Source organism: Streptomyces sp. NBC_00433, from assembly GCA_036015235.1.
Taxonomy (GTDB): domain Bacteria; phylum Actinomycetota; class Actinomycetes; order Streptomycetales; family Streptomycetaceae; genus Actinacidiphila.
Window position 1 is genome coordinate 8594064 of sequence record CP107926.1, and the last position, 26641, is coordinate 8620704.

Consider the following 26641-nt stretch of genomic DNA (forward strand, 5'->3'; position numbering starts at 1 on the left):
CCCGCGCAATGCGCAGAAGGCACTCACCTCACCCGGGCCCTCACAGGAGGTGACCGGGGACACGCTCAGCGGGCCGCCGTGATCGGCAGGTAGACCGGCCGCCACATCGCGGCCCTGACGCGGTTCTCGATGCCCTCGTCGACCGCCGTGCGGGCGACACCGTCCCGGGCGGCGGCGCGGGCCACGGCGACGGCCACCGAGACGGAGGTCTCGTGCAGCTGGTCGATGAGCGGGAGGATCGAGGCTCCCGCGGCGGCGGTGTCGGTCTGCTCCGCGACGGCGTGCGCGGCCGCCGCGAGCATGCCGTCGGTGACCCGCAGGGCGCCGGCGACGATGGCGCCCAGGCCCAGGCCGGGGAAGACGAGCGCGTTGTTGGCCTGGCCGATCCGGAAGGTGACGCCGTCGTGCTCGACCGGGCCGAACGGGCTGCCGGTGGCGATCAGGGCGCGGCCGCCCGTCCAGGCCAGCAGGTCGGCGGGGACGGCCTCGGCCAGCCGCGTCGGGTTGGACATGGGCAGGATGATCGGGCGCGGTGCGTGCGCGGCCATCGTCCGTACGATCTCCTCGGTGAAGGCGCCGCCCTGCCCCGAGGTGCCGATCAGGATCGTGGGGCGCACCCGGCGTACGGTCTCGGCCAGCGGGATGCCGCCGATACGCCCGTCCTGCTGCCAGCCGGCGACCTCGGCGGCGCGGCGGGCGTAGCCGAGCTGGAAGTCGCGCAGACCGCTCTGGCCCTCGGTGAGCAGGCCGTGGCGGTCGACGGCCCAGATGCGCTCCGTGGCCCGCGGCCGGGTCAGCCCCTCGGCCACCAGGGCGTCCCTCAACTGGTCGGCGACGCCGATGCCGGCCGTGCCGGCGCCGAAGACCACGACGCGGTGTTCGGGCAGCGGCACACCGCCGGCTGCGACGCCGGACAGGACGGCGGCGAGGTTGACCGCCCCGGTGCCCTGGATGTCGTCGTTGAAGGTGAAGACCTCGTCGCGGTAGCGCTCCAGGACGCGGCGGGCGTTGGCCGGGCCGAAGTCCTCCCAGTGCAGCAGGGCACCGGGGAAGAGCTTCGTCGCGGCGGTGACGTAGGCGTCGATGAAGGCGTCGTACGTGGCCACGTCGACGCGCTCGTGCCGGTTGCCCAGGTAGAGGGGGTCGTGCAGCAGCTCCGTACGGCCGGTGCCGACGTCCAGCATCACCGGCAGGGTGCGGCGCGGGTCGATGCCCGCGGCGGCGGTGTAGACCGCGAGCTTGCCCACCGCGATGTCGATACCGCCCACACCCCAGTCGCCGATGCCGAGGATCGCCTCGCCGTCGGTGGCGACGATCAGGTCCACGTCGCCGGCCCCCAGACCGGACGCGCGCAGCGAGCGTTCGATGACCTCGGGGGCGTCCACCGACAGGTAGACGCCGCGGGGCCGCCGGTATTCGTAGCTGTAGCGCTCGATCGCCTCGCCGACCGTCGGGGTGTAGACGATCGGCAGCATCTCCGCCAGGTGGTCCCCGATCAGCCGGTAGAAGAGGACGCTGTTCCGGTCGTGCAGCGCGGTCAGGTAGACGTTCTTCGCCAGGTCGCTCGGCTGGGCGCCGTACTGCTGGTAGGCGCGGTCCACCTGCTGGTCCAGCGTCAGCACCTGCGGCGGCACCAGTCCCACCAGGTCCAGGTCCCTGCGCTCCTGGTGGGTGAAGGCGGTGCCGCGGTTCAGCAGCGGATTGCTCAGCACCGCCCGCCGCCGCGCGGTGGTCTCGATACGGTCCTGCGCCGGGTCCGGCTGGTTCGCCACGATGGGCTCCTCTCGGGTGGGCCCCGACTCGCCCGCGCCGTCCGCACTCCGCGACGCGGGCCAGATCCCCCGAGGACCCGGCGGCTGCTGCGCACGCCGACCTGACCTGGCGCTACGAGGAGGGCGGTGTCAGGACGGAGTCGATGAGGTAGACCGTCGCATTGCGGGTCTTGATGTTGCCGCAGACGATGTTCGCGGTGTTGTTGACCTTGAAGGTGGTCCCCGACCCGGACGTGGTGAGGTTGGCGCCCTCCAGCGTCTTGAAGGAGCCGTGGGGCAGTTCCGCGGGTGTGATCCGCTTGCCGTTCACCACGTGGTAGCCGAGGACCTTCTTCAGCTGGGACGTGTTGGTGAGCAGCGACGCCAGCTTGGAGGCCGACAGCTTCTTGAACGCCGCATTCGTCGGCGCGAAGACCGTGGCGTCCTTCGCCGAGTTGAGGGTGTCGAACAGGCCGGCCCGTTTGAGCCCCGCGACCAGGGTGGCCAGCTGCGGGTTCGTGGCCGCGGCCGTGGCCACGTCGGCCTGGGCCATCACCGCCGCGCTGCCGGAGCAGCCGCTGCCGAAGGTCCCGTCGGAGGTGGTGGGGCTCGGCGAGGCGGCCCCCGGGCCGGAAGCGGCAGGAGCGGCGGTGGCGGTGGCGATCCCGCTCAGCGACAGGGGTACGGCGACGGCGGCCGCGGTCAGCACCACGGCGACTCGGCGGGGGATGCGGGTCTGCGTCATGTCGATTCCTCATTTCCGCTGTGGGACTGCGGGCACGCGGCAATCGGGAGGCAGGGCTGTCGGGGAGCCGGCCCGGGGGAGAGGTCCGGGGCCGGACGGGAAGGGGGGAGTGGGGAGGCCGGCGGAGGGCGCCGGCTCACGTGATCCCTTCGAGAGTGGCAGCGCCCTGCTGAGCACGCACCTTTTGCCCGGGTCATATTCGTACACAGGTTCGATAACATGGCGGGGCAGGCGCCTGGGCGCCCCCCGGCCGACGGCTCGCACAGGGCGCGCAGGGCGTCCACGGCGATGCGGGCGGCCGTGCCGACGGCGGCGGGAAGCGTGGCGGCGGTGTCGGGGGTGCGGGTGAAGACCGCGACGGCGTAGCGGCCGCCGTCGGGATACTCCACGACGCCGACCTCGTGGCGCAGCGTCGGCAAGGTGCCGGTCTTGCCCGCGCCGCGGACGTCGTCGAAGGGGAAACCGGAGGCCAGCCGGTGCGGCCAGACCTGGAGGGCCAGCAGGCGGCGGATGGCGGCACCGTGCTCCGGCGCGCACGCCTCGTCGCGCCACACGGCGCCCAGCAGGGCGGTCATCTCCCCGGGGGTGCTCCCATTGGGGCCGGCCGGGTCGAGCGCCCACAGGCGGTTGACGACACGCGGGTCCGCGAGCGCCTGGGCGCCGCCGGGGCCGGCGTCCTCGCGGATGGAGGTGAGGATCTCGCCGAAGGTGTGGACCGCGCGGGTGCGGGTCAGCCCCAGGCGGGCGGTGCCGTGGTTGACGGCTTCCAGGCCGACGCGCGCCAGCAGCACGTCCGCGGCGGCGTTGTCGCTGACCGCCGCCATCAGGTACGCGATGTCGAGCAGGGACATACGGACCGGGTCGAGCATGGCCGCAAGCCCGGTGGGCCCCGGGGTGCGGCCGGCCGGCGGGCACTCGGTCTGCTCTGCCAGGTCGAGGCGGCCGCCGGCGGACGCCTGGTGGAGGGCGACCGGCAGGCAGAGTTTGTGGACGCTGCCGGTGCACACCTCCTGGTCGCCGCCGGCGTCGGCCTGCGGGCCGGAGTCGATGTCGCGGGAGTGCAGCCAGCCGGTGACGGCGGCGTCGGCGAAGGCGGCCCGGATACGTTGGCAGGGGGTCGGTCGCCGCCAACCCCGCCGACCCCTCCTGACGCCGGCGGGCCGTGGCGCCCGCCCGCCGGGGCGAGGGCTTCGAGGAGTGCCGGAAGGCGACCGAGGGCTCAACGCGCAGGCGGGCGGCTCCGCGCGGCCGCGGCCGCCCTCCCTGCCGGCGCCGGGCCGCCACGACCGCCCCGCGCGGGGTTCGCTAGCGTGGCGGGATGACACGACGTGGGGGGAGGCTCGCGGCTGCCGCGGGCATCGTGGGCTGTACGGCGATGCTGCTGGCCGGCTGCGGGACGGCGACCGCCTCGGGCGGCGACACGAGCGCGACCCGGCTCGGCTACACCGAGCACGCGGGGGCCGTGGAATTCGCGGCGCAGGACTACGGCAGCACCAAGGGCTACGTGGCTCCCGGCCAGGGCCTGCGGCAGCTCGTACCGCTCGGCGACTGCGCCCTGGGCGTGGGGACGTTCAACAACGGCTACCGCTACGCGAACGTCAACTGGACCGGCTCGGACGGCTGCACCACCTTCTCGATCACCCCGCCCCCGGGAACCGCCGAGGAGAGCGACAAGCCCTACTCGATGCGCACCGGCTGGACCGGCGGCGGCCTCCAGGCGGACGTGGCCGTGCCGTGGCCGGACGGCTCGCTGATCGGCGTCGGCGGCGGGCTGACCCGCCGCAAGCCCGACGGCGAACTGGTCCCGCTCGCCGAGCTGCCGCTGACCTTCAACACCCACCCCGAGCACGAGACCGACGACGACGCCTCGGTGAATGCCGCGATCCGGGTCGGCGACCGGCTGCTGGTCGGCGGCGGCGAATACGTCGCCAGGGTCGAGTCGCCGTACGTCTTCGCGTCCGACGACCAGGGCGCCACCGTCCACCGCGTGCCGCTCCCCGCCGCGGGCGAGCCCGCGCACACCCCCGTCGGCGGCTTCGCCGCCCACGGCACCGACGTCGTCGCCTTCGGCGCCGCCGCCACCAATTCCTACGACTTCCACACCTCCGACGGCACCCTGCCCTTCTGGCACAGCACGGACGGCGGCACGCACTGGACCGCGGGCACCGTCACCGCGACCCCGCCCGGCACGCAGGTGCACAGCGTGCTGTACGCCGCCGGCCGGTGGTACGCGGTGGGCGGCTACGCGCGGACCGGCGACGTCTACGACTCCCTGCCGCTGGTGCTGACCAGCACCGACGGCGCCCGCTGGACGCGCGCCGACACCGCGGCGATGGGCGCGGGCGAGATCGTCGCGGCGACGGTGGACGGCGCGGGCCGCCCGGTGCTGGTCGGCACGGCCGCGCAGCACAAGGCGAAGCCGGAGTCCCCGACGGTGAGATGCGGTGCGATGTGGGTCGGCGACGGCACCGCGTCGACCGCGCACTGGAAGCGCGGCGGCCTCGGCTGCGGCGAGGACTGGCCGACCACCGCCGCCACGCTGGCCGACGGCCGCGTGCTGATCGCGGGCAACCGCGACCTGTGGGTCTCCGCCGGCCCGCACGCGAAGTCCGCGGCCGGCTGAAGGCCCTCCGCGGCGGGGATCCCCGGCCGCGCGTGCGACCCGGCGGTTCAGTCCAGCGTCGCGTAGACGATGAGGTTGTCCACCGGGTGGCCGTGGGCGTCGAAGGCACCGTCGCAGGTGATCAGCCGCAGGGCGTGGTCAGCGGTGGGGCCGTAGACCTCCTGCGTCGGGAAGGACTTCTTGCTGACGCTCTCGACGGCCGTGACGGTGAAGTGCGCCGCCTGCCCGCCGGCGTTGGTGACGGCGATGTCGGCGCCCTTGGCGATGTCCTTCAGGTCGTGGAAGACGGCCTTGCCGAAGCGCGTGGAATTGTGGCCGACGATGACGGCAGGCCCGGCTTCACCCGGCACCGGGCCGCCGGTGTACCAGCCGGCGGTCATCCCCTTGTCGGGCGGCGGGACTTCGAGGGTGCCGTCCGCCTGGAGACCGAGCTTCATCAGGGGCGCGGAGATCCCGATCGAGGGGATGGCGACCTTGACGGGTGCCGGGGGCTGCCGGACCGGAGCGGTGGTCGCGGCTCTGCCCGCGGCGACGGCGGCGGCAGTGGAGGGCGGTGCCGGCGGGGCCGTCGGAGCGGTCGTGCCGGAGGGCGCCGACGAGCAGCCGGCGAGCACGGTGAGGACCGCGAGGGCGAGGCCTGCGGCGGCCGGCCGGGCGAGCGGGCGCCGTACCTGAGGCGGAGCGGAGGACACAACGGGCTCCAGAACTGGGCGGGTTGGGGACGCGGTGGCGCCGCCCTGCCGAGGGCGGCGCCACTGTCGTGCCGGGGTGGACGCCGTGTCAGCCCTGACGCCGGTCGGCGGAGCGGCGGCGCAGGACGACGGTGCCGGCGCCCGCGAGCAGGAGCGCGCCGGCCGCGGCCGTCACGAGGGTGCTGACATCGCTGCCGCTGTTCGCGGCCGGCGCCTCGCCCGCGGCGACGGCGCCTCGCGGGACCGCCTTGGCTGCCCTGGCCGCCGCGTCGTCCTTGGCCTTCTGCACGGCGGCCTGGTCGCGCGACGTCGCGGGCGCCGCGGACTGCGCCTTGGCCTTGGCGGCCCTGGCCTTGTCCGCGGCGGCCTTGTCACGCGCCGTCGGCGCCGAGGCCGAAGGAGTCGGCGCGGGCGAGGCGATCGCCGCGGCCGCGGGGACGAGGAGCGCGCCGGACGCGACGGCGGTCAGGACCGCGACGCGCAGGCGGAGGTGGTGGGGCATGTGCGACTCCAGTTCCAGCCCGGCGAGTGGTGGGCGGATGCCGGACGGCACCCGCTTCCGGGCGTGGCCCCACACTGGCAACCGGGTGTGAGGAAGTTGTCAGGAAGTCATGCTGATCGCATCAGGGCCGCCGGCCGGCCGCCGGCAGCCGTACGGTGAAGACCGAGCCCTGCCCCGCGACGCTCACCACACTCGCCGTGCCGCCGTGGGCCTCGGCGAGCTTGAGGACGATCGCCAGGCCGAGGCCGCTGCCCCCGGTGCTGCGGGTGCGCGACTTCTCCGCCCGCCAGAAGCGGTCGAAGACGTGCGGGACGTCCTGCTCCGGGATGCCGCTGCCGGTGTCGGCCACCTCCACGGCCACCACCTTCCCCTCGATTTTGCGCGGACGGTCCGCCTCCTTCACTTCGTCCGCGGAATCGGTGACGTACGCCCGCAGCGTCACCGTGCCGCCGGGCGGTGTGTGGCGTACGGCGTTGGAGACCAGATTGCTCACGGCCTGGCGCAGCCGGACCGGGTCGGCGTCGAAAAGCGGCGGCCGCGGCTCCCCGGGCGCCCCCGCGGAGACCGCGAGCGAGACGCCCGCCGCCTCGGCCCGCGCCTGGTGCGCCGCTGCGACCTGGCCGAGGAGGTCGTCGATGAGTACGGCTTCCGGGTGCAGGCGCAGCGTGCCCGCGTCGGCCGCCGCCAGGTCCTGCAGGTCGTCGATGATGTGCTGCAACTGCACCGCCTCCTCCAGCAGCGACGCGACGAACGCCGGGTCCGGCTCGGCCAGGCCGTCCTGCGCCGCCTCCAGCCAGCCGCGGATGTTGCTCAGCGGGGTGCGCAGCTCGTGGGCGATGTCGCTGACCATGGCCTTGCGCTGCTCTTCGAGGCGGGAGCGGTGCAGGGCCATGTCGTTGAAGGTCGCCGCCAGCCGTCCTATCTCGTTGTCGGCCCCGACGGGCACGGGCGCCGACTCCAGCCCCTGCCGCATCCGCTGGGCGGCGCCGGTGAGCGCGTGCAGGGGGCGTACCAGCCGGACACCGGCGATCACCGAGACCCCGATGGTGAGCAGCAGCACGAGCGCGGTGGCCCCCGCGATCCGGGCGGTGTTCGACGGCGACAGGTCGAACCCGGGCACGCTGACCGCGGCGGGGGAGTCGATGAACAGCAGCGCGGGCGCCGCGACATAGGCGGTGAGCTGTTCGCGGCGCGCGCTGTCGACACAGGAGGCGATGGCCCGGTCGTCCGCGCTGGCATGGGCGGCGGGTACGGGCTCCGCGAGCGGTCCCGCGCGCCCGTCGGAGTCGCCCGCCGCTCTCGCCTTGGCCGCCCTCGCGGTTGCCGCCTGCTGGTCCGCGGCCCTCTTCTTCACCAGGTCCGCTCGGGCATCGGATGCGGGCACCGCGCTCGGCTGCCCGCCGGTGGCGGGCTGCCCGTATCCCCGGTCCCAGGACAGGTCGGGGTTCAGCTTCAGCGTCACGCCCGTACGGCCCTGGCGCTTCATGCAGGCGTCGGCGAGCAGGCCGAGGGAGAGCAGGGCCTTCTTCTCGGTCGCCGTGGGTGCGTCCGTCGCGGAATTCCGGCACTTGTCGGCCTGGACGGCGTCGGCGGAGTCGCTGACGAAGCTGATACGGGGACGCCCGCTCGCGCCCTGGACGATGTCCGCCGCGATGCCCATGCGGCTCAGGCAGTCCACGCTCTCCGCGGCGGTCCGCCGCAGTTGGGCGCGTTCCTTCGCGGGGAGCAGGAACGGGCCGACCGCGCGCGGATCGACGCGGTCCGCGCCGGTCGAGTCCGCGTCGGGCACCAGCGCGGTGTCGACGGACAGCGGGTCGACGACCGCGGAGGACTGCGCAGGCAAGGGGACGGCCGTGGAACCGCCGGAGCGGCCGGCGGCCGAGTCGAAGAGCGGACGCCGGTCCTGGGTGGTCAGCGCGATCCGGCGCTGCGACTGCCGGGCCAGCGCCAGGACCGTGTCGCCGACGCCGTCCCAGCCGGGGTGGGTGGCCGCGTATCCCAGCAGGACGTTGTAGATGTTGGCGTCGGCACTGAGGCTCTGGCTCTCCTCCTGGCGGATCGCGCCGGAGGTCGTCTGCACGGCGAGCCACGCGGTGGCGGCGACCGAGCACAGGGCCACCAGGGCCGAGACGGTCAGCAGCCGGCCGAGCAGGCTCCTGCGCAGCGGCAGCCGCACCCGCGCCCGCGTGTCACGACGACGCACGGGGCACGTTCCTGGCGGGGTCCGTCAGCTTGTAGCCGACGCCGAAGACGGTGAGCAGCCGCGCCGGCCGCCGCGGTACGGGCTCGATCTTCTTGCGCAGATGCATGATGTGCACATCGACGCTGCGGTCGCTGATGTACTTCTCGAAGCCGTGCAGTTCCTCCAGCAGGCGCTGCCTGCTGAAGACCCGGTCGGGCTCGGCCGCCATCGCGGCGAGGATCCGGAATTCGCCGGGCGTGCAGTCGACCGGGGCGCCGCCCACCGACACCTCGTGCCGGACCGGATCGACTCTCAGCGCGCCGACCGACAGTGCCTCGTCCTCGGCGGCGGCGGGCGCGGGTCCGGCGGACCCGCGGTGGCGGCGCAGCAGCGTACGGACCCTGGCCATCAGCTCGCGGGGGCTGAACGGCTTGGTCATGTAGTCGTCGGCGCCGAGGTCGAGGCCGAGCAGCAGGTCGTCCTCGGTGCTGCGGGCGGTGAGGATCAGCACCGGCACCTCCCGGCGCTCGGCGCGCAGGATCCGCACGACGTCGAGACCGTCTGCCCTGGGCATCATCACATCGAGCAGGAGCAGGTCGGGCTCCCTGCGCCGGAGCCCGTCGAGAGCGGCCCTGCCGTCCTCGACGACGGTGACCGCGTGCCCCTCGTACTCGAGGTACCGGCGTATCAGTTCGGCCTGCTTCGCGTCGTCCTCGGCCACCATGATGTCTGCGCACACGCGGTCGAGGGTAGCCGCGCGCACGGCCGTGCCCGGCGGCGGCGGGCATCGCCCTCCGGCGTCAGCCCCGGCCGTCGGCCCGGTAGCGGCCCGGGGTCGTGCCGATGATGTCGGTGAAGGCCGCGATGAAACTGCTGGGGTTGGCCCATCCGCACGCGGAGGCGGTCCGGGTGGTGTCGTGGCCTTCGGCGAGGAGCACGAGCGCGTGGTGGACGCGCAGTTGCGTGCGCCACTCGTAGAAGGTCATGCCGAGTTCGTCGCGGAAGAGCCGGCTGAGGGTGCGGCTGCCGGCGCCGATCGCCTTCCCGAGCTCGGCCAGGGTGGAGTTGTCCGCCGGCGACCCGTACAGCATCCGGGCGACGGCCCGCAGCCGGTCGTCCCGCGGCTCCGGCAGGTGCAGCGGCTGCTCGTGCGCCTCGCGGAGCTCGTCGACGAGGACCCGGAGGAGGCGGGTGCGCGCGGAGCGGCTGTAACCGGGGTCGGCGCCCTCGTGGTTGCGGGGGCCGGTCAGGGCGAGCAGGACCTCGCGGGCGAGGCCGGAGGCCAGGAAGACGGCGGGGTGGTCGGGTACGAGCCGGGCGAGGGACGGCGCGAGGAAGACGATGCGCATGTCGGTGTCGCCGTGGGCGCGGTGGTGGTGCGTGAACCCGGCGGGCGTCCAGGCGACCCGGTTGGCGGGGACGATCGATGTGCCGCGCTCGGTGCGGACCGCCAGGACACCGGCGGCCGCGTAGACCAGGTGTCCCCGCGCGTGCGACTGCGCCGCGCTCGCTCCGCCGGACTGCCACAGGTGACGGCCGCCGGACGGCCACACATATGACGTCGGACCGGCGGCCGGGCGAGGTTGGCGGGGAAAAGGCATCAGTTGGCATTCTAGCGGTAGCACGCCACACCCCGGTCCGGTGAGACTTTCCCCGTACGGAGCGGTCCCCGGCCGCGCGAAGCGCCCGACCGCACCGCATGCCGTGGAGGCGCCCGCCTCCACGACGCGGCTCGGGAGAAGCCGAGACAAGGAGAGACACATGGCGACGTTCGTCCTCGTGCCCGGTGCGTGGAAGGGCTCCTGGTCCTACGAGGCGGTGGTCCCGCTGCTGGAGCGTGCCGGCCACACCGTCCACGCCCTGACCCTGACCGGTCTGCGGCCGGACGACGACAGCGCGGCGGTCGCGACCGCCAACCTCGACACGCACGCGGGCGACGTCCTGCGGCACCTCGACCGCCACCGCGTCACCGGCGCGACGCTGGTCGGACACAGCTACGCCGGGATGGTGATCGCCGCCGCCGCGGACCGCGCCGGCGGCCGGATCACGCGGCTGGTGCATCTCGACGCCTACGTACCGCGCGACGGCGAATCGTGCTGGTCGTCGACGAACGAGCACTTCCGGGAGGTCTTCGCGACCGGCGCCGCGGCCACCGGCTACGCCGTCAGGCCGCCGGACGGCGGCGATCCCCGCCGCCGTCCCCACCCGCTGGCCGCGTTCCTGCAGACGATCCGGCTCACGGGCGCGGTCGCCCGGGTCCCGCGCCGGGAGTTCGTCCACTGCTCGGGATGGGAGGACCGGACGCCGTTCGCCGCACTGCGCAAGCGGCTTGAGGCCGATCCCGAGTGGCTGGTCCACGACCTCCCGACCGGCCACGACGCGATGCACGAGGCCCCGGAGGCGGTCGCCGCGATTCTGCTGGGCGAATGAGCCGCGAACGGTGGGCCCCCACCGGCCGACCGAGGCGTCAGCGTTCACGCCTTGGTGAAGTCCGTGGCCGGGTCCGCCGCGTCGATCGGCCGCGCAGGCCGGACGGTCACAGGGGTCACAGGGGCATGTCACGCAGTGTCTGCCGCGCCACCTGCTGCGCCGCGGGCGCGATCTCGGCGTCGATCGCCGCCGCCTGCGCCGCGTCGAGGGTGACCGAGGGGGCGATACCGCTCGCGGTCCCCAGCAGCAGCGCGCGGCGAAGATGCGTGGGCGGATGGGTCGCGTCGGTGCTGTGGCCGCGCAGTTCGGCGACCCGGCGCAGCCGCTCCCGCTCACGCGCGGGGATATTCCGCGCGTGGTCGGCGAGGCGGACCCACAAGCCCGCCGCCACGGCCTGCGGATCGCTGCCGCGGGTCCTGGTACGGGCCAGCACCGCCTGGCGGCGCAACTCCCGGTCGACCGAGTCGGCCAGCAGCAGTTCGTCGGTGGACTCCGCCGCCGCGGCGCCCGATCCGACCTGGGCGCCGATCAAGTCGGCCCGGTATTCGGCACGTTGGGACGCCCGCAGGGTGAAGTGGTCGAGCAGGTAGAGCAGTCCGAGCACGAGAAGCCACGGCGGGATCATGATCAGGTCGGCGATGACCTGAACGACGGGGCGGCCGCGCTGTCCGCTCGGCCGCAGTACGTGGTGCCAGGTGCCGAGGGTGGCGAGCGCGGTGCCGACGACCAGGCCGCGGCGCTGGTCGCCGTTGGCGTAGTGCCCGAACTCGTGCCCGAGCAGGGCGACGCGCTGCTGCGGTCCGAGCATGTGCCACAGCGGCAGGCCGAGCACCAGGAGCCGGCGCCGGCGCAGCCCGTATTCGGTCACGCCCGCGTTCACGGCGGCGTCAAGCACCACGACGTCCACCGGGCGGGTACCGGCCTCCGCGGCGATCCGGTCGAGCAGCGCGTAAAGTCCGGGCGCCCCGGTCCGGTCGAGCGTGACGGCGTCCTTCGGCAGCCGCCCGAGCCGTGGCCGCAGCGACACGACCACCAGCAGCAGAACGGCGCCCAGCAGCACCTGGAGGGCGAAGGCCCCGCCCGTCATGATCAGCAGGGCCCCGGCGACCGCGACGGCGACGGTACTCAGATGCACCGCCCAGGCCAGGGCGTGCGCGGCGATCCCGGAGGCGTCCAGGCGCGGGGCGCCCGGCCCGCTGCGGGCCAGTTCGGCGTACAGCTGCTCGCCGTAGCGGGTGGCGATCCGGTGCCGACGGCCCTGGAGTCGGCCCTGCGGCGGGTCGGGCGGCAGCGGGTCGGTGTTCCAGCCGCAAGCCGCGCACCACACCACGAACCGCGGATCGGCGGGCGTCACCCGGCCGCATCCGGGGCACTCCCGTTCCGGTACGCCCGGTCTGTCCGCCCGTGCGACTGCGGCGTCTTGGCTCATGCGCCCCCCCAGGGCCGATGTTCCCCAGTGCCCGACAAGGCCCGCGGATCGCCGCAGCCTACCGCCCGGCCCGGGAGCCGCCGGCGCCGCTCCGGACGGACGCCCTGGCGCATGTGAGACGTGGCGCTTTCGTGCCGGCGGGACGCCATTCCCTTCGGCCGCCGTCGGCCGGTAGGACCGGCGCATGACCTCCCCCATACCTCCCCGCAGACCTGGTCGGCGGGCAGCCACGACAACGGCCGCCGCCCTCTTCGCCGTTCTCGCGACGCTGACCGGGCCCGCCGGACCGGCGACGGCCGACACCACCCGGGCAGCCCCGGCGTCCGCGGCCCCCGCGGCGGGCACCCAGCACACCGTCACCCTGCTCACCGGCGACGTTGTCCAAGTGTCCGACCCCGGCAAGGGTCACCGGACCGTCGACATCACCCGCTCGCACGGCGCCACCGGAGGCGTAAGGACCGATACAGCTCGGCTGGATCGCCGCCCGCGAGGGCCGGGCCTGAGGCGCCCCCGGCTTTTGCGTCTTGTCGCCGGGAGGGCCGCGCCATAAAGTGTGGCCGCAGTCATATGATCTTGTTCGGACCCCGCCTCGTTCCAGGAGTGCACAATGCTCGCTGCCCGCGCAGAGGTTTCCGCCGCCCGCCCGAGCCGGAGGTCCGCCCGCACCAGAATCCTGGGCACCGCGGTGGCGTTCCTCGCGGTGACCTCCTTCGCTCTGACGACCGAGAACACCGCCGCTGCCGCGCCCGCGTCCACGGGCGGCCACGGCGCCGCGGGCCAGGGCGACCCGTACTTCCCGCTCGCGGGGAACGGCGGCTACACCACCCGGCACTACGACCTGGGCCTCGCCTACGACCCGGCCACGAAGCGGCTGGACGGCACCGAGAAGATCACCGCACGCGCCACCCGGCAGCTCACGAGGTTCGACCTCGACCTGTCAGGGCTGACGGTGCGCGGCGTGCGGGTGAACGGGCGGACGGCCCGGTGGGCGCGTGCGGGACAGGAACTCGTCATCACACCCGCGAAGCGGCTCAGGAAGGGGGAGAGCTTCACGGTCGACGTCTCCTACGGCGGGATACCCGAGGACGTCACGGACCCGGACGGCTCCCCCGACGGCTGGATCGCGACCGACGACGGCGCCTTCGTCGCGGGTGAGCCGCAGGGCGCCATGTCCTGGTTCGCCGCCGACAACCACCCGCTGGACAAGGCGTCGTACACCTTCGACATCACCGTGCCGGCCGGATACACCGCCGTCGCCAACGGCGTGCTGACGTCACAGCGGACCAAGGGCGGCAGGACCACCTTCCACTGGTCCGAGGCCCAGCCCATGGCCGCCTACCTCGCCACCGCCACCATCGGGAAATTCGACGTCCAGCGGTACACCACCGCCTCGGGCATCCCCGTCTACAACGCGGTGGACCCCCGCGAGGCGGCCGACGCCGCACCGGCACTCGCCCGCATCCCGGCGATCCTCGACTGGGAGAGCAAGCTCTTCGGCCCCTACCCCTTCTCGGCGGCCGGCGCGATCGTCGACCACGCCCCGGACGTGGGCTACGCCCTGGAGACGCAGACCCGGCCCCTCTACGACAGCGCGCCGGACGTCGACACGATCGTCCACGAGGACGCGCACCAGTGGTTCGGCGACTCCGTGAGCCTGACCAGCTGGCAGGACATCTGGCTCAACGAGGGCTTCGCCACCTACGCGGAATGGCTGTGGGAGGAGCAGCACGGCGGCGAGACCGCCCAGGCGACCTTCGACGGCTACTACGCCCGCCCGGCCACCAGCAGCCTGTGGGCCTTCCCGACCGCGGACCCCGGCGAGGGCGCGAACATCTTCGCCTCGCCCGTCTACACGCGCGGCGCGATGACCCTGCAGAAGCTGCGTACGGCCGTCGGCGACGCCCACTTCTTCACCATCCTGAAGGCCTGGGCCGGCAGCCACCGCTACGGCAACGGAACCACCGCCCAGTTCACGGCCCTCAGCGAGAAGGTCTCCGGCAAGAACCTCGCCCCCCTCTTCCACACCTGGCTCTTCACGGCGGGCAAGCCCACCCAGCCCTGACCGCGGTCGACCCGCCGATCGCCGGCCCGGCCCGAGTCCCTCGCGCCGCGGCCGGCGATCGGTGGAGGGCGACCTGGCGTAGCAGCTCGGGGATCACCTCCGCGTGGCGGCCGAGGCTCTGTTCTTGCGGCCCGCCCAGGGGAGCGGCAACGCCTTCGACGCGCATTTCGAAGGGACCGAGCAGGAGGAATTCCGTCAGAACAGTCATACGCGCTCTTCCTTGCCGCCTGCGCTGACCGCCTGAATGCCGCTCCGATCCGGCGGGCCGGACGCGATGTCCTGATGGAACGTCAACCGCGTGTGAACACAGGGTTGTTCACCGGTCCGGGCACCGGTCGCGACCACTACAATCGCGCCGTGACCATTCGCCTGTACGACACCAGCGCACGCCGGATTCGCGACTTCGTCCCGCTCACCCCGGGCTGTGTCTCGATCTACCTGTGTGGCGCCACCGTGCAGGCGGCGCCACACATCGGGCACATCAGGTCGGGGCTGAATTTCGACATTCTGCGCCGGTGGCTGGCCTATCGCGGCAACGAGGTGACGCTCATTCACAACGTCACCGACATCGACGACAAAATCATCATCAAATCGGCAGCGCAGGAGCGCCCCTGGTGGGCGATCGGGTACGAGAACGAGCGCGCGTTCGCCGACAGCTACGCGGTCCTCGGCTGCCTGCCGCCGTCGAACGCGCCGCGGGCGACAGCCCATGTGCCCGAGATGGTCGAGATGATGCGCGTCCTGATCGAGCGGGGCCACGCCTATGTCGCCGAGGGCAACGTCTACTTCGACGTGCGGTCCTTCCCCGGCTACCTGGAGCTGTCCAACCAGGAGATGGACAACCTGCGCCAGCCCGGGAGCGACGGCGAGGCCGGCAAGCGGAACTCCCGCGACTTCGCGATGTGGAAGGCCGTCAAGCCGGGCGAGCCGTCCTGGGAGACGCCGTGGGGGCGCGGGCGGCCCGGCTGGCACCTGGAGTGCTCGGTCATGGCGCACAAGTACCTGGGCCGCGCCTTCGACATCCACGGCGGCGGCATCGAGCTGGTCTTCCCGCACCACGAGAACGAGATCGCCCAGTCGAAGGCCTACGGCGACGACTTCGCCAACTACTGGGTCCACCACGGCTGGGTCACCATGAGCGGCGAGAAGATGAGCAAGTCGATCGGCAATTCCGTGCTGGTCTCGGAGATGGTGCAGCGCTGGCGCCCGATCGTGCTGCGCTACTACCTGGGCACCCCGCACTACCGGTCGATGATCGAGTACAGCGGGCAGGCCCTGGGCGAGGCCGAGGCGGCCTTCTCGCGGATCGAGGGCTTCCTGCAGCGGGCCGTCGAGAAGGCCGGGCCCGTGGAGCCCGCGGCGGAGGTGCCGCCGGCCTTCGCCGAGGCGATGGACGACGACCTGGGCGTCCCGCAGGCGCTCGCCGTGGTGCACACCGCCGTCCGGCAGGGCAACAGCGCGCTCACCGCCGGCGACAAGGAGGCCGCGGCCGCGCGGGCGTCCGAGGTCCGGGCGATGCTCGGAGTGCTCGGCCTGGACCCGCTCGACCCGCGCTGGGCCCTGGAGGACCGCGGCGGCGACGTCTACCCGGTGGTGGACTCGCTCGTCGGACTGGCGCTCGAACAGCGGCAGGCCGCGCGGGCCCGCAAGGACTACGCGACGGCCGACGCGATCCGCGACCAGCTCCTCCAGGCGGGCCTGGAGATCGAGGACACGCCCACCGGCTCCCGCTGGACCCGGCGCGGCTGACCGCACGGGAAGGGCCTTCGCATGGTCACGCCGACCGGCGGCCTCCGTAGGAGGCGACCAGCGCGTCCGCCACGGCCGCCGCGTCCGCGTCGGCCACGTCCGCGGGGTATTCCGGCAGCAGGTCGTCCCACACGACCATCCACGACCCGAACAGCTGGGACTGCCCCTCGGGGCGGGCGAAGAACCAGACGTGCAGGTGGGCGCCACCGTCCCCGATGCGGTAGACGTGGGCCCGCGCGACGTGCGGCAGCGCCTGCACATGGCGGGCGAGGTGGGTGGTGAGCACCCCCAGTTCCGCGGCCAGTTCGTCGGGCAGGTCCGCCAGGTCGAAGTGGTCGCGCGGATGCAGCATCAGCACCAGCGGCACACCGACCCCGGTGATCCGGGTGAGCCGCCAGCGGTCGTCGAACCAGATCCCCTCGTCCCGGCCGCGGCAGGAGGCGCAGTCCGACGGGTCCTCGCCGTGCCGCGCGGCTTCGGGCAGCACCGGCGGGCGCAGCGGCGCGACACGCAGCCCGTCCGCCTCGAAGGGACTGATGTCCCACCCCGCCATGCGGGCCAGCGGAAGCCGTCCCTCACCGTCCGCGGCGTTCCGTGCGTGGGCGTAGAACTCGTCAGGTCGCAAAGCCATGGCCGAACCCTACTGGCACGTGACGGCACCGCCGCGGGCGGTGCGTCCCCGGTCGTCGCGCCGGCCGTCGGGGCGTCGCCCGCGGGGTCAGGGCACGAGGACGATCTTGCCGCGGGTGTGGCGGCGTGCCAGCTCCCGGTAGGCGTCCTTGACCCGCTCCAGCGGATACGTCGCCGCGATCGGGATCGTCAGCCGGCCCGAGACGACGAGGTCGGCCAGTTCGCCGAGCACCTCCGTCGAGGTGGCGGCGCTGCTGCCCTCGGTCTTGGCGCCGTATTTCCTGGCGGCGTCGACGGCGATGACCGTGTCGATCCGCTCGGGCGCGACGCCGAGGGCGACGGCGAGTTCGACGTATTCAGGGCCGAACAGGTCGATGAAGGCGTCGATCCCGCCGGGCGCGGCCGCGCGCAGCCGGTCCTCCAGGCCGTCGCCGTAGGCGACCGGGGTGGCGCCCAGCGACCTGAGGTGGTCGCCGCTCGCGGCCGAGCCGATGCCGAGGACGGTGGCGTCCTTGAGGCGCAGCAGCTGCGTCGTCACCGTGCCGACCCCGCCGGCCGCCGCCGACACCGCGACGGTGTCGCCGGGGCCCGCGCCGACGGCCCGGACGGCGGCGTAGGCGGTGCAGCCGACGACGTAGAGGGACCCGGCCACCTCCCAGCTCATCGCGCCCGGTTTGCGGATCAGCTGCCCGGCGGGGACCGCGATGTGGTCGGCGTGGCTGGCGCGGTCGTCGGACCACCCCAGCACCTCGTCGCCCACGGCGAAGTCCGTCACACCGGGGCCGACGTCGCTGACCACGCCGGCCAGGTCGCTGCCCTCCCCGGAGGGGAAGGTGGCGGGGAACACATCCGCCAGTGCGCCGGTCCGGATCGCCATCTCGCCGGGGTTGACGGACGCCGCCCGCATCCGGACCACGACCTCGCCCTCGGCGGGCGTCGGGACATCGACCTCCGCGACGTAAAGGACGTCGAGGTCGCCGTAGCCGTCGAAGCGGACGGCCCGCGAGCGCCGGGAGCCCGCCTGCGCGCCGCTCACGACCGCACCGGCGTCGGAATGTGGGTCATCGTGCCCTCCTGGGCGCTCCGGCTGCGGAACCTGGTCGGCGTCGGCCGGCGCCCGTCCGCGATCCTCCGCGTCGGCGCCGCTCCTCCACCGTCACCCCCGCGATGCCGGGTTGCCACCGCGACCCGGCCAATCGGCGCAGCGGGTTCAGCGCGGCGGGGTCGTCACCCGTTCGGCGGCAGCGGCTCGGCTACCGCCGGCTCGTCCTCGGCGCGTACGCCACGGCGACCAGGACCGCGCCCACGGCGAGCAGCAGGACCGAGTGGATCCGCCAGCTGGCGACGACCAGCACACCGCCGGCCCCCCAGACCCTGGGGTGCCGCACCCTGCGTCCGCGCCACTGGGACGGCACACGTCCGAGGACCAGCGCGTGGAGCCCGAGGAGGGCCACGGCGACGGCCGTGACGAACATCCCGACGTGCACGGCCACGACCACCGCGTCGCCCATCGCCCGCCCCTCCCCGCCTCGATCCGCCACCGGGCCCGCATCGGGTCGTCCGACGAGGGAGTCCGAGGGCAGGGTCAGCGTACTGGCGCACCGCGCCCGCCGGTTGCCCGCCCCACAGGTCGGCGGCCGGCTCCCGCACCGGGGGCGGCTCCCGCGATCACGCTGATTCCCGCCGGCATGATCACGAGGGCCGCGCTGTCCACCGGACGACCGGTTCCGGCGAGCCGGACCCGAGGACCCGCGGGGGTCGTCAGGGCGTCGGCTTGTCGATCCCGAAGCCGTCGAGGGTCGCGTACCGGCCCGAGAGCGTGCCCACCACGATCGTGTGCAGGCCCGCCGGGAGCGTGGCGCTGGTACGTGCCGCGGCCTGCGGGGTGCCGACGTGGACCGCCACGCCTGCGGAGGGCTTCGACGTGGCTCCGTCCTTGTCGGACCGCGTGGCGGTCAGCGTGTGCCGGCCGGGCGCGAGGGGCTCACGGGCGGTCGGATCGAAGCCTCGCCGACGCGCGCGGTGCGGGGGCGGAGGACCATGAGCGAGTCCTCCGCGGCGGCCACCATGGCGAAGGGGAAGCGGTCGAGTTCGAGGCAGAGGGCGACGTCGTCGGGATGGGCTCCCCGGCGTACGCCCGTCGCCAGCTCGGCCGCGGCGCGCGACCCGCGGGCGCGGCGGAGGAAGTCCGCTGCGTCGGTCGCCGGTTCGGTGGTCCTCCGGGCGATGTACTGGGCGCACGCCAGGTCCTCGTCGGCGCGTCCGTCCTCTCCGGTGACCACGAAGGTGACGCTGTCCGAGCCGCGCGCCCGCAGGAGCCGAGCCGTCGCCTCCGCCACCACGAAGCCGGCGCACAGCACCAGCGACGCCTCCTTGACCGCCAGGGCGCCGACCGTCCCCGAGGTGGTCTTCTGCACGACGGTCCGCCCGCCGAGGTCGGCGGACCGCAGCAGGCCGGGCGAGTTGACGGCGTCGAACCCGGGCGCGGGCGGACCGTCCTTGAGCGCCGCCCAACCCGGGTGGCGGGCCTTGAGCGCGAGGGCTTCGTCCAGCGACTCGGCGAGGACGATCTTCTCCGCCCCCTGGGCGAAGCACCAGGCGGCCACCGTGAAGGCACGCATGACGTCGACCACGACCGCCACGGACGGGGCTTCGGCCAGCTCGGGGATACCGAGGAATCGGGCGTCCATCCGACCATGATCGCGCACGCCCGCCCCGAGGACGGAGCCGGTCACCCCCTCACGTGGACGGCTCGGAGGGCCGCACCGCCGCGACTACGAGGCCTGGCCTTCGCTGTCCTCGGGGGTGTGGTCGGACAGGCTGCCCCGGCCCTCGCGGCTGACGGCGGTGCCCGGCCGGGCGGCGATCTCGGGGTATCCCCGGAGGGCGCCCCGGCCGCCGCGCGGCAGCGCTCACGCGCTGCTCGCCTCGGCCGGTAGGGGCGCGACCGGTGCGGGTGCGGGGCGGCGCGACCAGCGGGTCGCGATCACCGCGCAGACCGCGAGCTGCATCTGGTGGAAGAGCATCAGCGGCAGGATCGCCAGGCCCGCCCGCGGGCCGAAGAGGGCTGCGGCCATGGGCAGTCCGGTCGCCAGGCTCTTCTTCGAGCCGCAGAAGACGATCGCGATGCGGTCCTCCTCGGCGAAGCGGAGCCGCCGTGCGGCGGTGGAGGTGGCGGTGAGCGCGAGCGCCAGCATGCCGGCCTCCAGGAACAGCAGGACGGCGAGCCGCGGCACGGTGACCTGGTGCCAGATGCCCTCGGCCATGCCCTTGCTGAAGGCCGTGTAGACCACCAGCAGGATCGACAGCCGGTCGAGCCGGCCCAGGACCTTCTTGTGCCGGCTGATGAAGCCGATGGTCCAGCGGCGCAGCAACTGCCCGGCGAGGAAGGGCGCGACCAGCTGGGTGCCGAGCGCCGCCAGCCCGTCGGCGGAGAAGCGCACGGTGGAGCCGATCAGCCACGCCGCGAGCAGCGGGGTGAGCAGCATGCCGAGCAGGCTGGAGTACGTGCCCGCGCAGATGGCCGCGGCGATGTTGCCGCGTGCGGTGGACGTGAACGCGATCGACGACTGGACGGTCGAGGGCACCACGCACAGGAACAGCAGCCCGGTGCAGAGCTGCGGGGTGAGCAGGCCGGCCGCCCCCACCGCCAGGCCGAGCAGCGGGAAGAGGACGAAGGTCGCGGCGACGACCACCAGGTGCAGCCGCCACCCGCGCAGCCCGTCCAGTGCCTCGCGGGCCGACAGCCGGCTGCCGTAGAGGAAGAAGAGCAGGCCGATGGCGATGTCGGCGGCGTCGCCCGCCGCGACGGCCGCGCCGCCCTCGGCGGGCAGCAGCGCGGCCAGCCCGACCGTCGCGGCGAGCGCTACGACGTACGGATCGACGACCCGCCCGACCGCCCGCAACCCGCGCCGGAATGCGCCGGCCGGTGGCGGACCCGCACCCGGCGGTCCACCGCGCGGACCCGAACTCCCGCTCGCCGCTGTGGGACTCGCCGCCCGCGCGGCGGAAATCCGGCTCCTCGCGCCCGGGTTCTCAGCCCGTCGGCTCGAACTCCCGCCCCGCGGGCCGGGTTCCCCGGTCCGCGGGGTCGGGCTCTCGCCCTGGTCGGGGCGGTGCGGTGGCAGGTCGGGGTGCGGGTCTGCCACCGGCCGTTCGCCCGCGGGCGCCGGGGTGGGGGCGGCCGGGTGGGGCCGGGCGCGGAGCCGCAGCCGCGGCCGGGGCCGCCCGTACGGCGACCGGGGCGTTACGGACACCTCAGTCGTCTCCTTCCGATGTCGTCTGCTGCGCCGCGTCCGCCGGGGGAGCGGACGGTTCGCGGGTGACGTCGACGTCGCCGCCGTCACCGTCGTGGTCACTGCCGGCCGTCCCCTGGCTGCCCAGCTGCGTGTTGAGGGTGCGGTCCACTTCGAGCCAGGAGTCGGCGTTGGAGTTGTCGATGATCACCAGCCCGTTGTTCGAGCCGTGCGACGGCGCCGGCGGCTCCGCCTCCCCCTGGTCGCCGCAGCCGCAGCCGGCCGCCGTCTCCGCGACCGCGGCCTGAAGGCTGCCGCAGCCGGCCAGCACGCCGGCGGCCAGCACCGCCGCGACGCCCACCCGGCGGACCGCCGTGAGCCCGTACGGCCTCTCATACGCTCCCGGCCGCCGGACATGCCTGCCCATGGCGCTGTACGCCCGGCTCAGACGGCGACGGGTCGGCGGTCGGGCGCCGGCGAGGTGTGCGGTACGGAACCGTGGTGGTGCCGGCTGATGTTGCGCTCCAGCAGCTGCGTGGAGCTGGCCACGCCGACCGCGCCCGTGCCGCGCACCTCGGGCAGCCGGCCGTCGGCGTCCTTGAGGTCGGTCAGCGCGCTGTCGATCGCGGTGTGCGCTGCGAAAAGGCACGGCGTGCTGTAAATGGCGACGTCCACACCGAGGTCGGTCAGCTCGGACAGCGACAGCCGCGGCGACTTGCCGCCGGCGATCTGGTTGAAGAGCAGCGGCTTGTCGCCGATGACCTTGCGGATCCGGTGCACCCATTCCACGCTGCGCACGCCGTCGACCAGCACGACGTCGGCGTCCGTCTCGGCCAGCGCGGCGGCCCTGCGCAGGATCTCCTCGTCCTCGGTCGCGTCGGTACGCGCCACCACGACCAGGTCCGTGCGGCTGGCGAGCACCAGCTCCAGCTTCTCCAGATACTCGTCGAGCGGCAGCGTGAGCTTGCCGTCGGCGTGCCCGCAGCGCCGGGGCCGCTTCTGGTCCTCCAGGATCACGCCCGAGGCGCCGGCCCGCTCCAGCCGCTGCACGACGTGGCAGGCGACCTCCGGGTCCACGTAGCCGTCGTCGATGTCGACCAGCATGTGGTGGGTGGGAAATGCCAGCCGCAGCCGCTCGGCAAAGGCGACCATGTCGGGCCAGGCGATGAAGCCGATGTCGGGAAGTCCGTAGTAGGACGCGGCGAAGCCGAATCCGGAGACGAAGAAGCCGTTGTAGTGCTGGGCGGCGATGGAGGCCGAATACATGTCGTAGATCCCGATGAGCGGGGTGGTCTCCGCTGACGTGATCTCGTTCCGCAGCGCGGTTCCGTACTGCACGCGTTCTCCCTGGTGAAGGCAAGGCATGGCAAGGGCATGGGCGCACGGCATATGCCGACGCTTTGCCTAGCTTTGCCGAAACTTGGCTGCCAGGACAACTTCACATGGGTGTCTCAGCCCATTCGGACTATTCCTCGATGCCAGGCGCGCGTCGCATCCGATCATCACAATTCCGATGGTCGGAAACTCGACCCCCCGGGCGGGTCTGAGAATTTCGCGGCGATTTCGCCGTCGTGAATTCCGCCGTCCGGCGGGACTACTCCGTCGTCCGGGACGGGACAGCCTGGTCCCGCCGGCCGGCTCTCCGGCGGGGCGCACCGGTGAGGGCGTCGATCGCGTCCCCGATCGCCGACCGCAGGTCGTCGACGTCGGCTGATGCCAGCGGCTCGACGGGGGCCATGGAGCGCAGCGCGATCACGCCGCTGAAAAGGGCGAGCACCAGTTGGGCGCGCATCCGGGCGTCGCGCCCGGGTTCCCTCGCCTTCTCGCCGGGCGCGGCCCCGCCGGCCGCGATGATCCGGGCGACCGCGTTGTCCATGGCCTGGGTGCGCAGGCCCTGGATCTCCTTGTCGGCGCTGCTGTCCCGCAGCAGCAGGAGCATGGGGTGGCCGCCGAACTCGGGCCACGCGTCGGGGCGGAGGCCGTCGAGGAAGTCCTCGACGATGTCGCCCCGGGCGGGCCGGCTGTCGGCCACCGGGTCCGGTGACGCGGCCACGACCGCTTGGAAGAGGCCCTGCTTGCCGCCGAAGTAGCGGTTGATCAGCATGAGGTTGACACCAGCGTCGTCGGCGACGTCGCGCGTGGTCGTGCGGTCGTAGCCCAGGGCGGCGAAGCGCCGTCGGGCCGCCTGCAGCAGGGCCTGGCGCGTTGCCTCGGCGTTCCGCGGACGCGGGGTGGCAGACGGGGGCGTGTCCATGCGACCATCTTGCCTTATGTAATCGGGCGATTGACTGCCCCTGCCCGTCCGTTCGCAGGCTCCGAACGCACATGCTCCGAACGCACATGCTCCGAACGCAATCAGATGACTGCCTCACTGGGGACCGCAGGAGGACTGATGACCGAGACGCCGGCCCACCCGGAAAGCCGTTCGCCGGGCGACCACGGCGACGAGGAGGGCGCGGGACTGGGGACGAACCTCCAGATCGTCGCGGTGGGGCTGGGGGCTCTTGCCGCCGCCCTGGCCCAGACGCTCATCATCCCGGTCCTTCCCGAGTTGACGACCTCCCTGCACACATCCACCGGAAACGCGCAGTGGCTGCTGACCTCGACGCTGCTCGTCGCCGCGGTCTCGGTGCCGGTGATGGGCCGGCTGGCCGACATGTTCGGCCGCCGCCTGGTGCTGCTGCTCAGCCTCGGCGGACTCGCCGTCGGGTCGGTCATCGACGCACTGACGTCGAACCTCGGGGTGATGCTCGCCGGCCGGGCGGTGGCCGGCCTGTCCGCCGCGGCGATCCCGCTCGGCATCAGCCTGCTCGCCGTCGTGCTGCCGAAGAATCGCCGCGGCTCGGCGACGGCGCTGGTGAGCGCGATGCTCGGCATCGGCAGTGCGCTCGGCCTGCCGCTGGCCGGCCTGATCGGCGACAACGCGGACTACCACATCCTGTACTGGATCGGAGCCGGCGGCGCGGTGATCAGCGGTGTCCTGATCTTCGCCCTGGTCACCGAGCCGGTGAGCGCGCGTGAGCGGCGGATCGACTGGGCGGGCATCACCCTGCTCACGGCGGGCCTGGGCTGCCTGGTCCTGGGCATCTCCCAGGGCAGCGCCTGGGGATGGAGCTCGGCCCGCGTCCTCACCTTGTTCGCCGCCGCCGTCGTGGCGCTCACCGCCCTGACCCGCGTGGAGCCCCGGGTGGCCAACCCGCTGATCGACATGTCCGCGCTCCGGCGCCCGGCCATCGCGCTGACGAACGTCGCCGCGCTGTTCGTGGGCTTCGCGCTGTTCGCCAGCTTCGTGGGCACCACTTTGTATGTGCAGGCTCCGAAGGCCACCGGCTACGGCTTCGGCTCGTCGATCCTCACGGCCGGACTGTGCCTGCTGCCCAGCGGGGTCCTCATGCTGCTGCTGGCACCGCTGGCGGCGAAAGTCATCAGCCAGTGGGGGCCGGCCCGCGTGCTGGCCCTCGGCGCACTGGTGATCGCCGCCGGGCTGGTCTACCGCATCATCGCGGTCGACGCCCTGTGGCAGGTGGTCGTCGGCAGCTCGATCGTCGGAGCGGGCACCGGGGTCGGATACGCCGCCCTGCCCGCACTGATCAACGCCCACACCCCGACGGCGCAACTCGCCGCCGCCAACGGCATCAACGCCCTCGCCCGGAGCCTGGGCAGCTCCCTCGCCAGCGCGGTGGGCGGGGCCCTGCTGTCCGCCATCACCATGAACGTCGGCGGGCACGACCTACCCTCCCTCACCGGCTACCGCGTCCTGTTCGCCGTCTGCGCGGCAGCGGCGGCCGCCGCTGCGTTGATCGGGCTCGTGGTCTCGACCGGCTCCTCCCCTTCTCCCACCCGTCCCGCCGGTAAGAACCTGCCGGAGGTCGGTGCCACCGTGGGAGGTTCCCGGCCGGCCGAGTGAGGGCGGCGCACCGGTCCGCTCGGCCGCGCCCGCGGTCGAAGGAGCGGGCTGCCCGGCGACCCGCTGACCGATTCATGAACCCGGACATGTCCAGGGAGTACAACAACCCCTACGCGAACTGGCGCGAGGACGGCGCGCGGGACATCCACGCGAAGATGGCCGCGCTGCCGGACGTCCGGGGAACCGGCACGCAGCTCGCGCCGTACCTGACGGACGGGTCCGGTCGGCTGCACGTCTTCGGCATCGGGCTGGACAGCGACCAGACCGGCTCCTGAGCCGGGCCCGTCGAATCGCCGTCCACCCGCGCCTCGCGCGCGGACGGCTTTCCGCCGAGCCGAACAGGGAAGCATCGGAAGGTGGACGATTTCGAGAACCCACCGCTTGCGGCCGACGACCGCGGCAACGCCTTGCTCTCCTTCACACGGGGGAGCGAGGGAAAACCGCCAGGCGACGCCCCGCTGCCGGCAGCGCTCGTCGCCCTCTGGCACGCCGGTCGGGTCCTCATGGTCTTCGACCGCTACCGCCAGACCTGGGAGCTTCCCGGCGGGCGCATCGAAGAGGGCGAGTCCCTCCGCCAGGCGGCCGCACGCGAACTGTTCGAGGAGAGCGGGCACGAGCCTGACGGGCCGTTGCGGTTCGTCGGCTACGCGAAGTCCGTGCTGGCGCCCGACCGGCGAACCGAGTACGCGGCGCTGTTCACAGGGCACTGCGCCGGGGTCCGTGACTTCCGGGCCAACGAGGAGATCGCAGCCATCCACTGGTGGGATCTCCTCGAACCGCTTCCCGGACGCCTCCAGCCCATGGACGCCTGTCTCGCCGAACTCACACGCTGAACTCAGGTGTTTCCCGCGCGCCCCAGCGCCGTGTGGCGTTGGTGCAGGACACGGCCGAGGACCGCGCCGCCGTAGACGACGAAGCCGACGCCGGTGAGCCAGGACTGGACGACCAGGATCGTGCCCACCGGCCCGTAGCTCACGGCGTTCGAGGCGATCAGCGGGGAGAAGACGAGGCCGGAGAAGATCCGCAGACCGATCAGGCCCACTGTCGTGGCGAGTGCCCCCGGCAGCAGGGCCCGCCAGCTCACGCGTCCGACGAGCAGGAATCGCTGGGACCACCAGAAGAAGGCCAGGGAGACGGCGATGCTGGCCACGACCCCGGCGGCCTGCTCGTCACCGGACGTGCCGTGTCCGAGCGCCGCGACCGCGACCAGCAGGAAGCCGACGAATGCCGCGAGCCAGATGACATGGCGCCACAGGGAGTGCCAGTGGGCCGCCTTGAGGCCCCACGCCTTCTCGTATCCCGTCTGGAGCGCCGTCCCGAAGGTGAGGCCGAACGCGGCGAGCACGGCGAGGCCGAACGCCGTGGTGCGGCGCAGCGCCTGCACGGGATTGACGACCACCTCGGCGACGAGTGCCTGCGACGAGGGCGACAGGCCCAGGACGCGCCCCAGGAATTTTCCCGCTCCCAGGCCGCTCTGGGGGTCGACCGCCCCGACCAGGGTCACCAGGGGCAGCAGCGTGAGCAGACTGAGGGCGGCGAAGCTCAGCGCCCGGGACATCAGCTCCATCTCGACGCCTCGCCGCACCACCAGCGCGGCGGAGGACGAGTCCCAGCGCCTCTTCCACCGGCGCCATCGGCGTCCTCGTCCGGATGTGGCTTCGTCCTCGTGGCTCACCCCCTCTTCCTATCCCGTTGCCCGTCCCC

General features: G+C 73.5%; 25 protein-coding genes and 1 pseudogene. 7 read left to right on the forward strand and 19 right to left on the reverse strand.

Annotated features, from left to right (window positions below; all coding sequences use genetic code 11):
* Positions 1 to 65: 65 nt before the first annotated feature.
* From OG900_37230 to OG900_37240, 3 genes and pseudogenes are all read right to left on the reverse strand, one after another.
* Positions 66 to 1772: an NAD-dependent malic enzyme gene (locus OG900_37230; protein WUH95247.1), complete on the reverse strand. Its 1707-nt coding sequence runs from the start codon at positions 1770 to 1772 to the stop codon at positions 66 to 68.
* A 112-nt stretch (positions 1773 to 1884) separates the two neighbouring features.
* On the reverse strand, positions 1885 to 2496 hold the full coding sequence (locus tag OG900_37235; GenBank protein ID WUH95248.1) for a fasciclin domain-containing protein: 612 nt from the start codon (positions 2494 to 2496) through the stop codon (positions 1885 to 1887).
* Positions 2497 to 2762: 266 nt separating this feature from the next.
* Positions 2763 to 3599 (reverse strand): annotated as a pseudogene (locus OG900_37240) (class A beta-lactamase-related serine hydrolase).
* 215 nt (positions 3600 to 3814) lie between these two features.
* Between OG900_37240 and OG900_37245 the strand changes: the two are divergent.
* Positions 3815 to 5119 carry a hypothetical protein gene (locus tag OG900_37245; GenBank protein ID WUH95249.1) on the forward strand — a complete coding sequence of 435 codons (1305 nt, stop codon included), beginning with the start codon at positions 3815 to 3817 and terminating at the stop codon, positions 5117 to 5119.
* Positions 5120 to 5166: 47 nt separating this feature from the next.
* Here OG900_37245 and OG900_37250 read toward each other — a convergent pair whose 3' ends face one another.
* The 5 genes from OG900_37250 to OG900_37270 all read right to left on the reverse strand — a co-directional run bounded on the left by OG900_37250 (position 5167) and on the right by OG900_37270 (position 10096).
* Entirely contained in the window at positions 5167 to 5811 is a 645-nt protein-coding gene (locus OG900_37250; GenBank protein ID WUH95250.1) for a class F sortase, read from the reverse strand.
* A gap of 88 nt (positions 5812 to 5899) precedes the next feature.
* Positions 5900 to 6313, reverse strand: a complete 414-nt coding sequence (locus OG900_37255; protein WUH95251.1) for a hypothetical protein — start codon at positions 6311 to 6313, stop codon at positions 5900 to 5902.
* A gap of 121 nt (positions 6314 to 6434) precedes the next feature.
* Positions 6435 to 8516 carry a HAMP domain-containing histidine kinase gene (locus OG900_37260; GenBank protein ID WUH95252.1) on the reverse strand — a complete coding sequence of 694 codons (2082 nt, stop codon included), beginning with the start codon at positions 8514 to 8516 and terminating at the stop codon, positions 6435 to 6437.
* Positions 8503 to 9234, reverse strand: a complete 732-nt coding sequence (locus OG900_37265; protein WUH95253.1) for a response regulator transcription factor — start codon at positions 9232 to 9234, stop codon at positions 8503 to 8505. The genes OG900_37260 and OG900_37265 overlap by 14 nt, the downstream gene beginning before the upstream one ends.
* A gap of 61 nt (positions 9235 to 9295) precedes the next feature.
* Positions 9296 to 10096, reverse strand: a complete 801-nt coding sequence (locus OG900_37270; protein ID WUH95254.1) for a helix-turn-helix transcriptional regulator — start codon at positions 10094 to 10096, stop codon at positions 9296 to 9298.
* Between the two features lie 160 nt (positions 10097 to 10256).
* Here OG900_37270 and OG900_37275 point away from each other — a divergent pair, with 160 nt between their 5' ends.
* Positions 10257 to 10925 carry an alpha/beta hydrolase gene (locus tag OG900_37275; GenBank protein ID WUH95255.1) on the forward strand — a complete coding sequence of 223 codons (669 nt, stop codon included), beginning with the start codon at positions 10257 to 10259 and terminating at the stop codon, positions 10923 to 10925.
* 115 nt (positions 10926 to 11040) lie between these two features.
* On the opposite strand, the gene OG900_37280 is transcribed toward OG900_37275, so the two are convergent.
* Positions 11041 to 12279, reverse strand: a complete 1239-nt coding sequence (locus tag OG900_37280) for a M48 family metallopeptidase (GenBank protein ID WUH95256.1) — start codon at positions 12277 to 12279, stop codon at positions 11041 to 11043.
* Between the two features lie 682 nt (positions 12280 to 12961).
* Between OG900_37280 and OG900_37285 the strand changes: the two genes are divergently transcribed.
* A complete protein-coding gene (locus tag OG900_37285; protein ID WUH95257.1) occupies positions 12962 to 14416 on the forward strand; it encodes a M1 family metallopeptidase in 1455 nt (484 codons plus the stop codon).
* Positions 14417 to 14773: 357 nt separating this feature from the next.
* On the forward strand, positions 14774 to 16165 hold the full coding sequence (cysS, locus tag OG900_37290; protein ID WUH95258.1) for a cysteine--tRNA ligase: 1392 nt from the start codon (positions 14774 to 14776) through the stop codon (positions 16163 to 16165).
* Between the two features lie 25 nt (positions 16166 to 16190).
* Here the strand turns inward: cysS and OG900_37295 are convergent, their stop codons facing one another.
* The 9 genes from OG900_37295 to OG900_37335 all read right to left on the reverse strand — a co-directional run bounded on the left by OG900_37295 (position 16191) and on the right by OG900_37335 (position 23284).
* Positions 16191 to 16796 carry a hypothetical protein gene (locus OG900_37295; GenBank protein ID WUH95259.1) on the reverse strand — a complete coding sequence of 202 codons (606 nt, stop codon included), beginning with the start codon at positions 16794 to 16796 and terminating at the stop codon, positions 16191 to 16193.
* A gap of 87 nt (positions 16797 to 16883) precedes the next feature.
* A complete protein-coding gene (locus OG900_37300; GenBank protein ID WUH95260.1) occupies positions 16884 to 17831 on the reverse strand; it encodes an NADP-dependent oxidoreductase in 948 nt (315 codons plus the stop codon).
* A gap of 217 nt (positions 17832 to 18048) precedes the next feature.
* Positions 18049 to 18306 carry a hypothetical protein gene (locus OG900_37305; protein ID WUH95261.1) on the reverse strand — a complete coding sequence of 86 codons (258 nt, stop codon included), beginning with the start codon at positions 18304 to 18306 and terminating at the stop codon, positions 18049 to 18051.
* Positions 18307 to 18556: 250 nt separating this feature from the next.
* Positions 18557 to 18700: a hypothetical protein gene (locus tag OG900_37310; protein ID WUH95262.1), complete on the reverse strand. Its 144-nt coding sequence runs from the start codon at positions 18698 to 18700 to the stop codon at positions 18557 to 18559.
* 50 nt (positions 18701 to 18750) lie between these two features.
* A complete protein-coding gene (locus OG900_37315) occupies positions 18751 to 19485 on the reverse strand; it encodes a 2-phosphosulfolactate phosphatase (GenBank protein ID WUH95263.1) in 735 nt (244 codons plus the stop codon).
* A gap of 222 nt (positions 19486 to 19707) precedes the next feature.
* Positions 19708 to 20700 (reverse strand): bile acid:sodium symporter, encoded by a 993-nt coding sequence (locus OG900_37320; GenBank protein WUH95264.1) that lies wholly within the window; start codon positions 20698 to 20700, stop codon positions 19708 to 19710.
* A 352-nt stretch (positions 20701 to 21052) separates the two neighbouring features.
* Positions 21053 to 21391: a hypothetical protein gene (locus OG900_37325; protein ID WUH95265.1), complete on the reverse strand. Its 339-nt coding sequence runs from the start codon at positions 21389 to 21391 to the stop codon at positions 21053 to 21055.
* An 83-nt stretch (positions 21392 to 21474) separates the two neighbouring features.
* Positions 21475 to 22368: an isocitrate lyase/PEP mutase family protein gene (locus tag OG900_37330; GenBank protein ID WUH95266.1), complete on the reverse strand. Its 894-nt coding sequence runs from the start codon at positions 22366 to 22368 to the stop codon at positions 21475 to 21477.
* Positions 22369 to 22624: 256 nt separating this feature from the next.
* Complete coding sequence (locus OG900_37335) at positions 22625 to 23284, reverse strand: TetR family transcriptional regulator (protein ID WUH95267.1); 660 nt, start codon at positions 23282 to 23284, stop codon at positions 22625 to 22627.
* Between the two features lie 138 nt (positions 23285 to 23422).
* On the opposite strand from OG900_37335, the gene OG900_37340 reads away from it, so the two are divergent.
* From OG900_37340 to OG900_37350, 3 genes are all read left to right on the forward strand, one after another.
* On the forward strand, positions 23423 to 24937 hold the full coding sequence (locus OG900_37340; protein ID WUH95268.1) for an MFS transporter: 1515 nt from the start codon (positions 23423 to 23425) through the stop codon (positions 24935 to 24937).
* A gap of 86 nt (positions 24938 to 25023) precedes the next feature.
* Positions 25024 to 25212, forward strand: coding sequence for a hypothetical protein (locus OG900_37345; protein ID WUH95269.1), 189 nt, complete (start codon positions 25024 to 25026; stop codon positions 25210 to 25212).
* A gap of 81 nt (positions 25213 to 25293) precedes the next feature.
* Complete coding sequence (locus tag OG900_37350; GenBank protein ID WUH95270.1) at positions 25294 to 25770, forward strand: NUDIX hydrolase; 477 nt, start codon at positions 25294 to 25296, stop codon at positions 25768 to 25770.
* Between the two features lie 2 nt (positions 25771 to 25772).
* Here the strand turns inward: OG900_37350 and OG900_37355 are convergent, their stop codons facing one another.
* Positions 25773 to 26612, reverse strand: a complete 840-nt coding sequence (locus OG900_37355) for a YihY/virulence factor BrkB family protein (GenBank protein ID WUH95271.1) — start codon at positions 26610 to 26612, stop codon at positions 25773 to 25775.
* Between the last annotated feature and the right edge of the window lie 29 nt (positions 26613 to 26641).

What these genes read in the sequence shown, in the direction of transcription:
- OG900_37335 (WUH95267.1), bottom strand. Translation starts at nt 23,284, where the DNA reads ATGGACACGCCCCCGTCTGCCACCCCGCGTCCGCGGAACGCCGAGGCA.
- OG900_37275 (WUH95255.1), top strand. Translation starts at nt 10,257, where the DNA reads ATGGCGACGTTCGTCCTCGTGCCCGGTGCGTGGAAGGGCTCCTGGTCC.
- OG900_37345 (WUH95269.1), top strand. Translation starts at nt 25,024, where the DNA reads ATGTCCAGGGAGTACAACAACCCCTACGCGAACTGGCGCGAGGACGGC.
- OG900_37255 (WUH95251.1), bottom strand. Translation starts at nt 6,313, where the DNA reads ATGCCCCACCACCTCCGCCTGCGCGTCGCGGTCCTGACCGCCGTCGCG.
- OG900_37340 (WUH95268.1), top strand. Translation starts at nt 23,423, where the DNA reads ATGACCGAGACGCCGGCCCACCCGGAAAGCCGTTCGCCGGGCGACCAC.
- OG900_37270 (WUH95254.1), bottom strand. Translation starts at nt 10,096, where the DNA reads ATGCCTTTTCCCCGCCAACCTCGCCCGGCCGCCGGTCCGACGTCATAT.
- OG900_37315 (WUH95263.1), bottom strand. Translation starts at nt 19,485, where the DNA reads ATGGACGCCCGATTCCTCGGTATCCCCGAGCTGGCCGAAGCCCCGTCC.
- OG900_37245 (WUH95249.1), top strand. Translation starts at nt 3,815, where the DNA reads ATGACACGACGTGGGGGGAGGCTCGCGGCTGCCGCGGGCATCGTGGGC.
- OG900_37285 (WUH95257.1), top strand. Translation starts at nt 12,962, where the DNA reads ATGCTCGCTGCCCGCGCAGAGGTTTCCGCCGCCCGCCCGAGCCGGAGG.
- OG900_37235 (WUH95248.1), bottom strand. Translation starts at nt 2,496, where the DNA reads ATGACGCAGACCCGCATCCCCCGCCGAGTCGCCGTGGTGCTGACCGCG.
- OG900_37295 (WUH95259.1), bottom strand. Translation starts at nt 16,796, where the DNA reads ATGGCTTTGCGACCTGACGAGTTCTACGCCCACGCACGGAACGCCGCG.
- OG900_37305 (WUH95261.1), bottom strand. Translation starts at nt 18,306, where the DNA reads ATGGGCGACGCGGTGGTCGTGGCCGTGCACGTCGGGATGTTCGTCACG.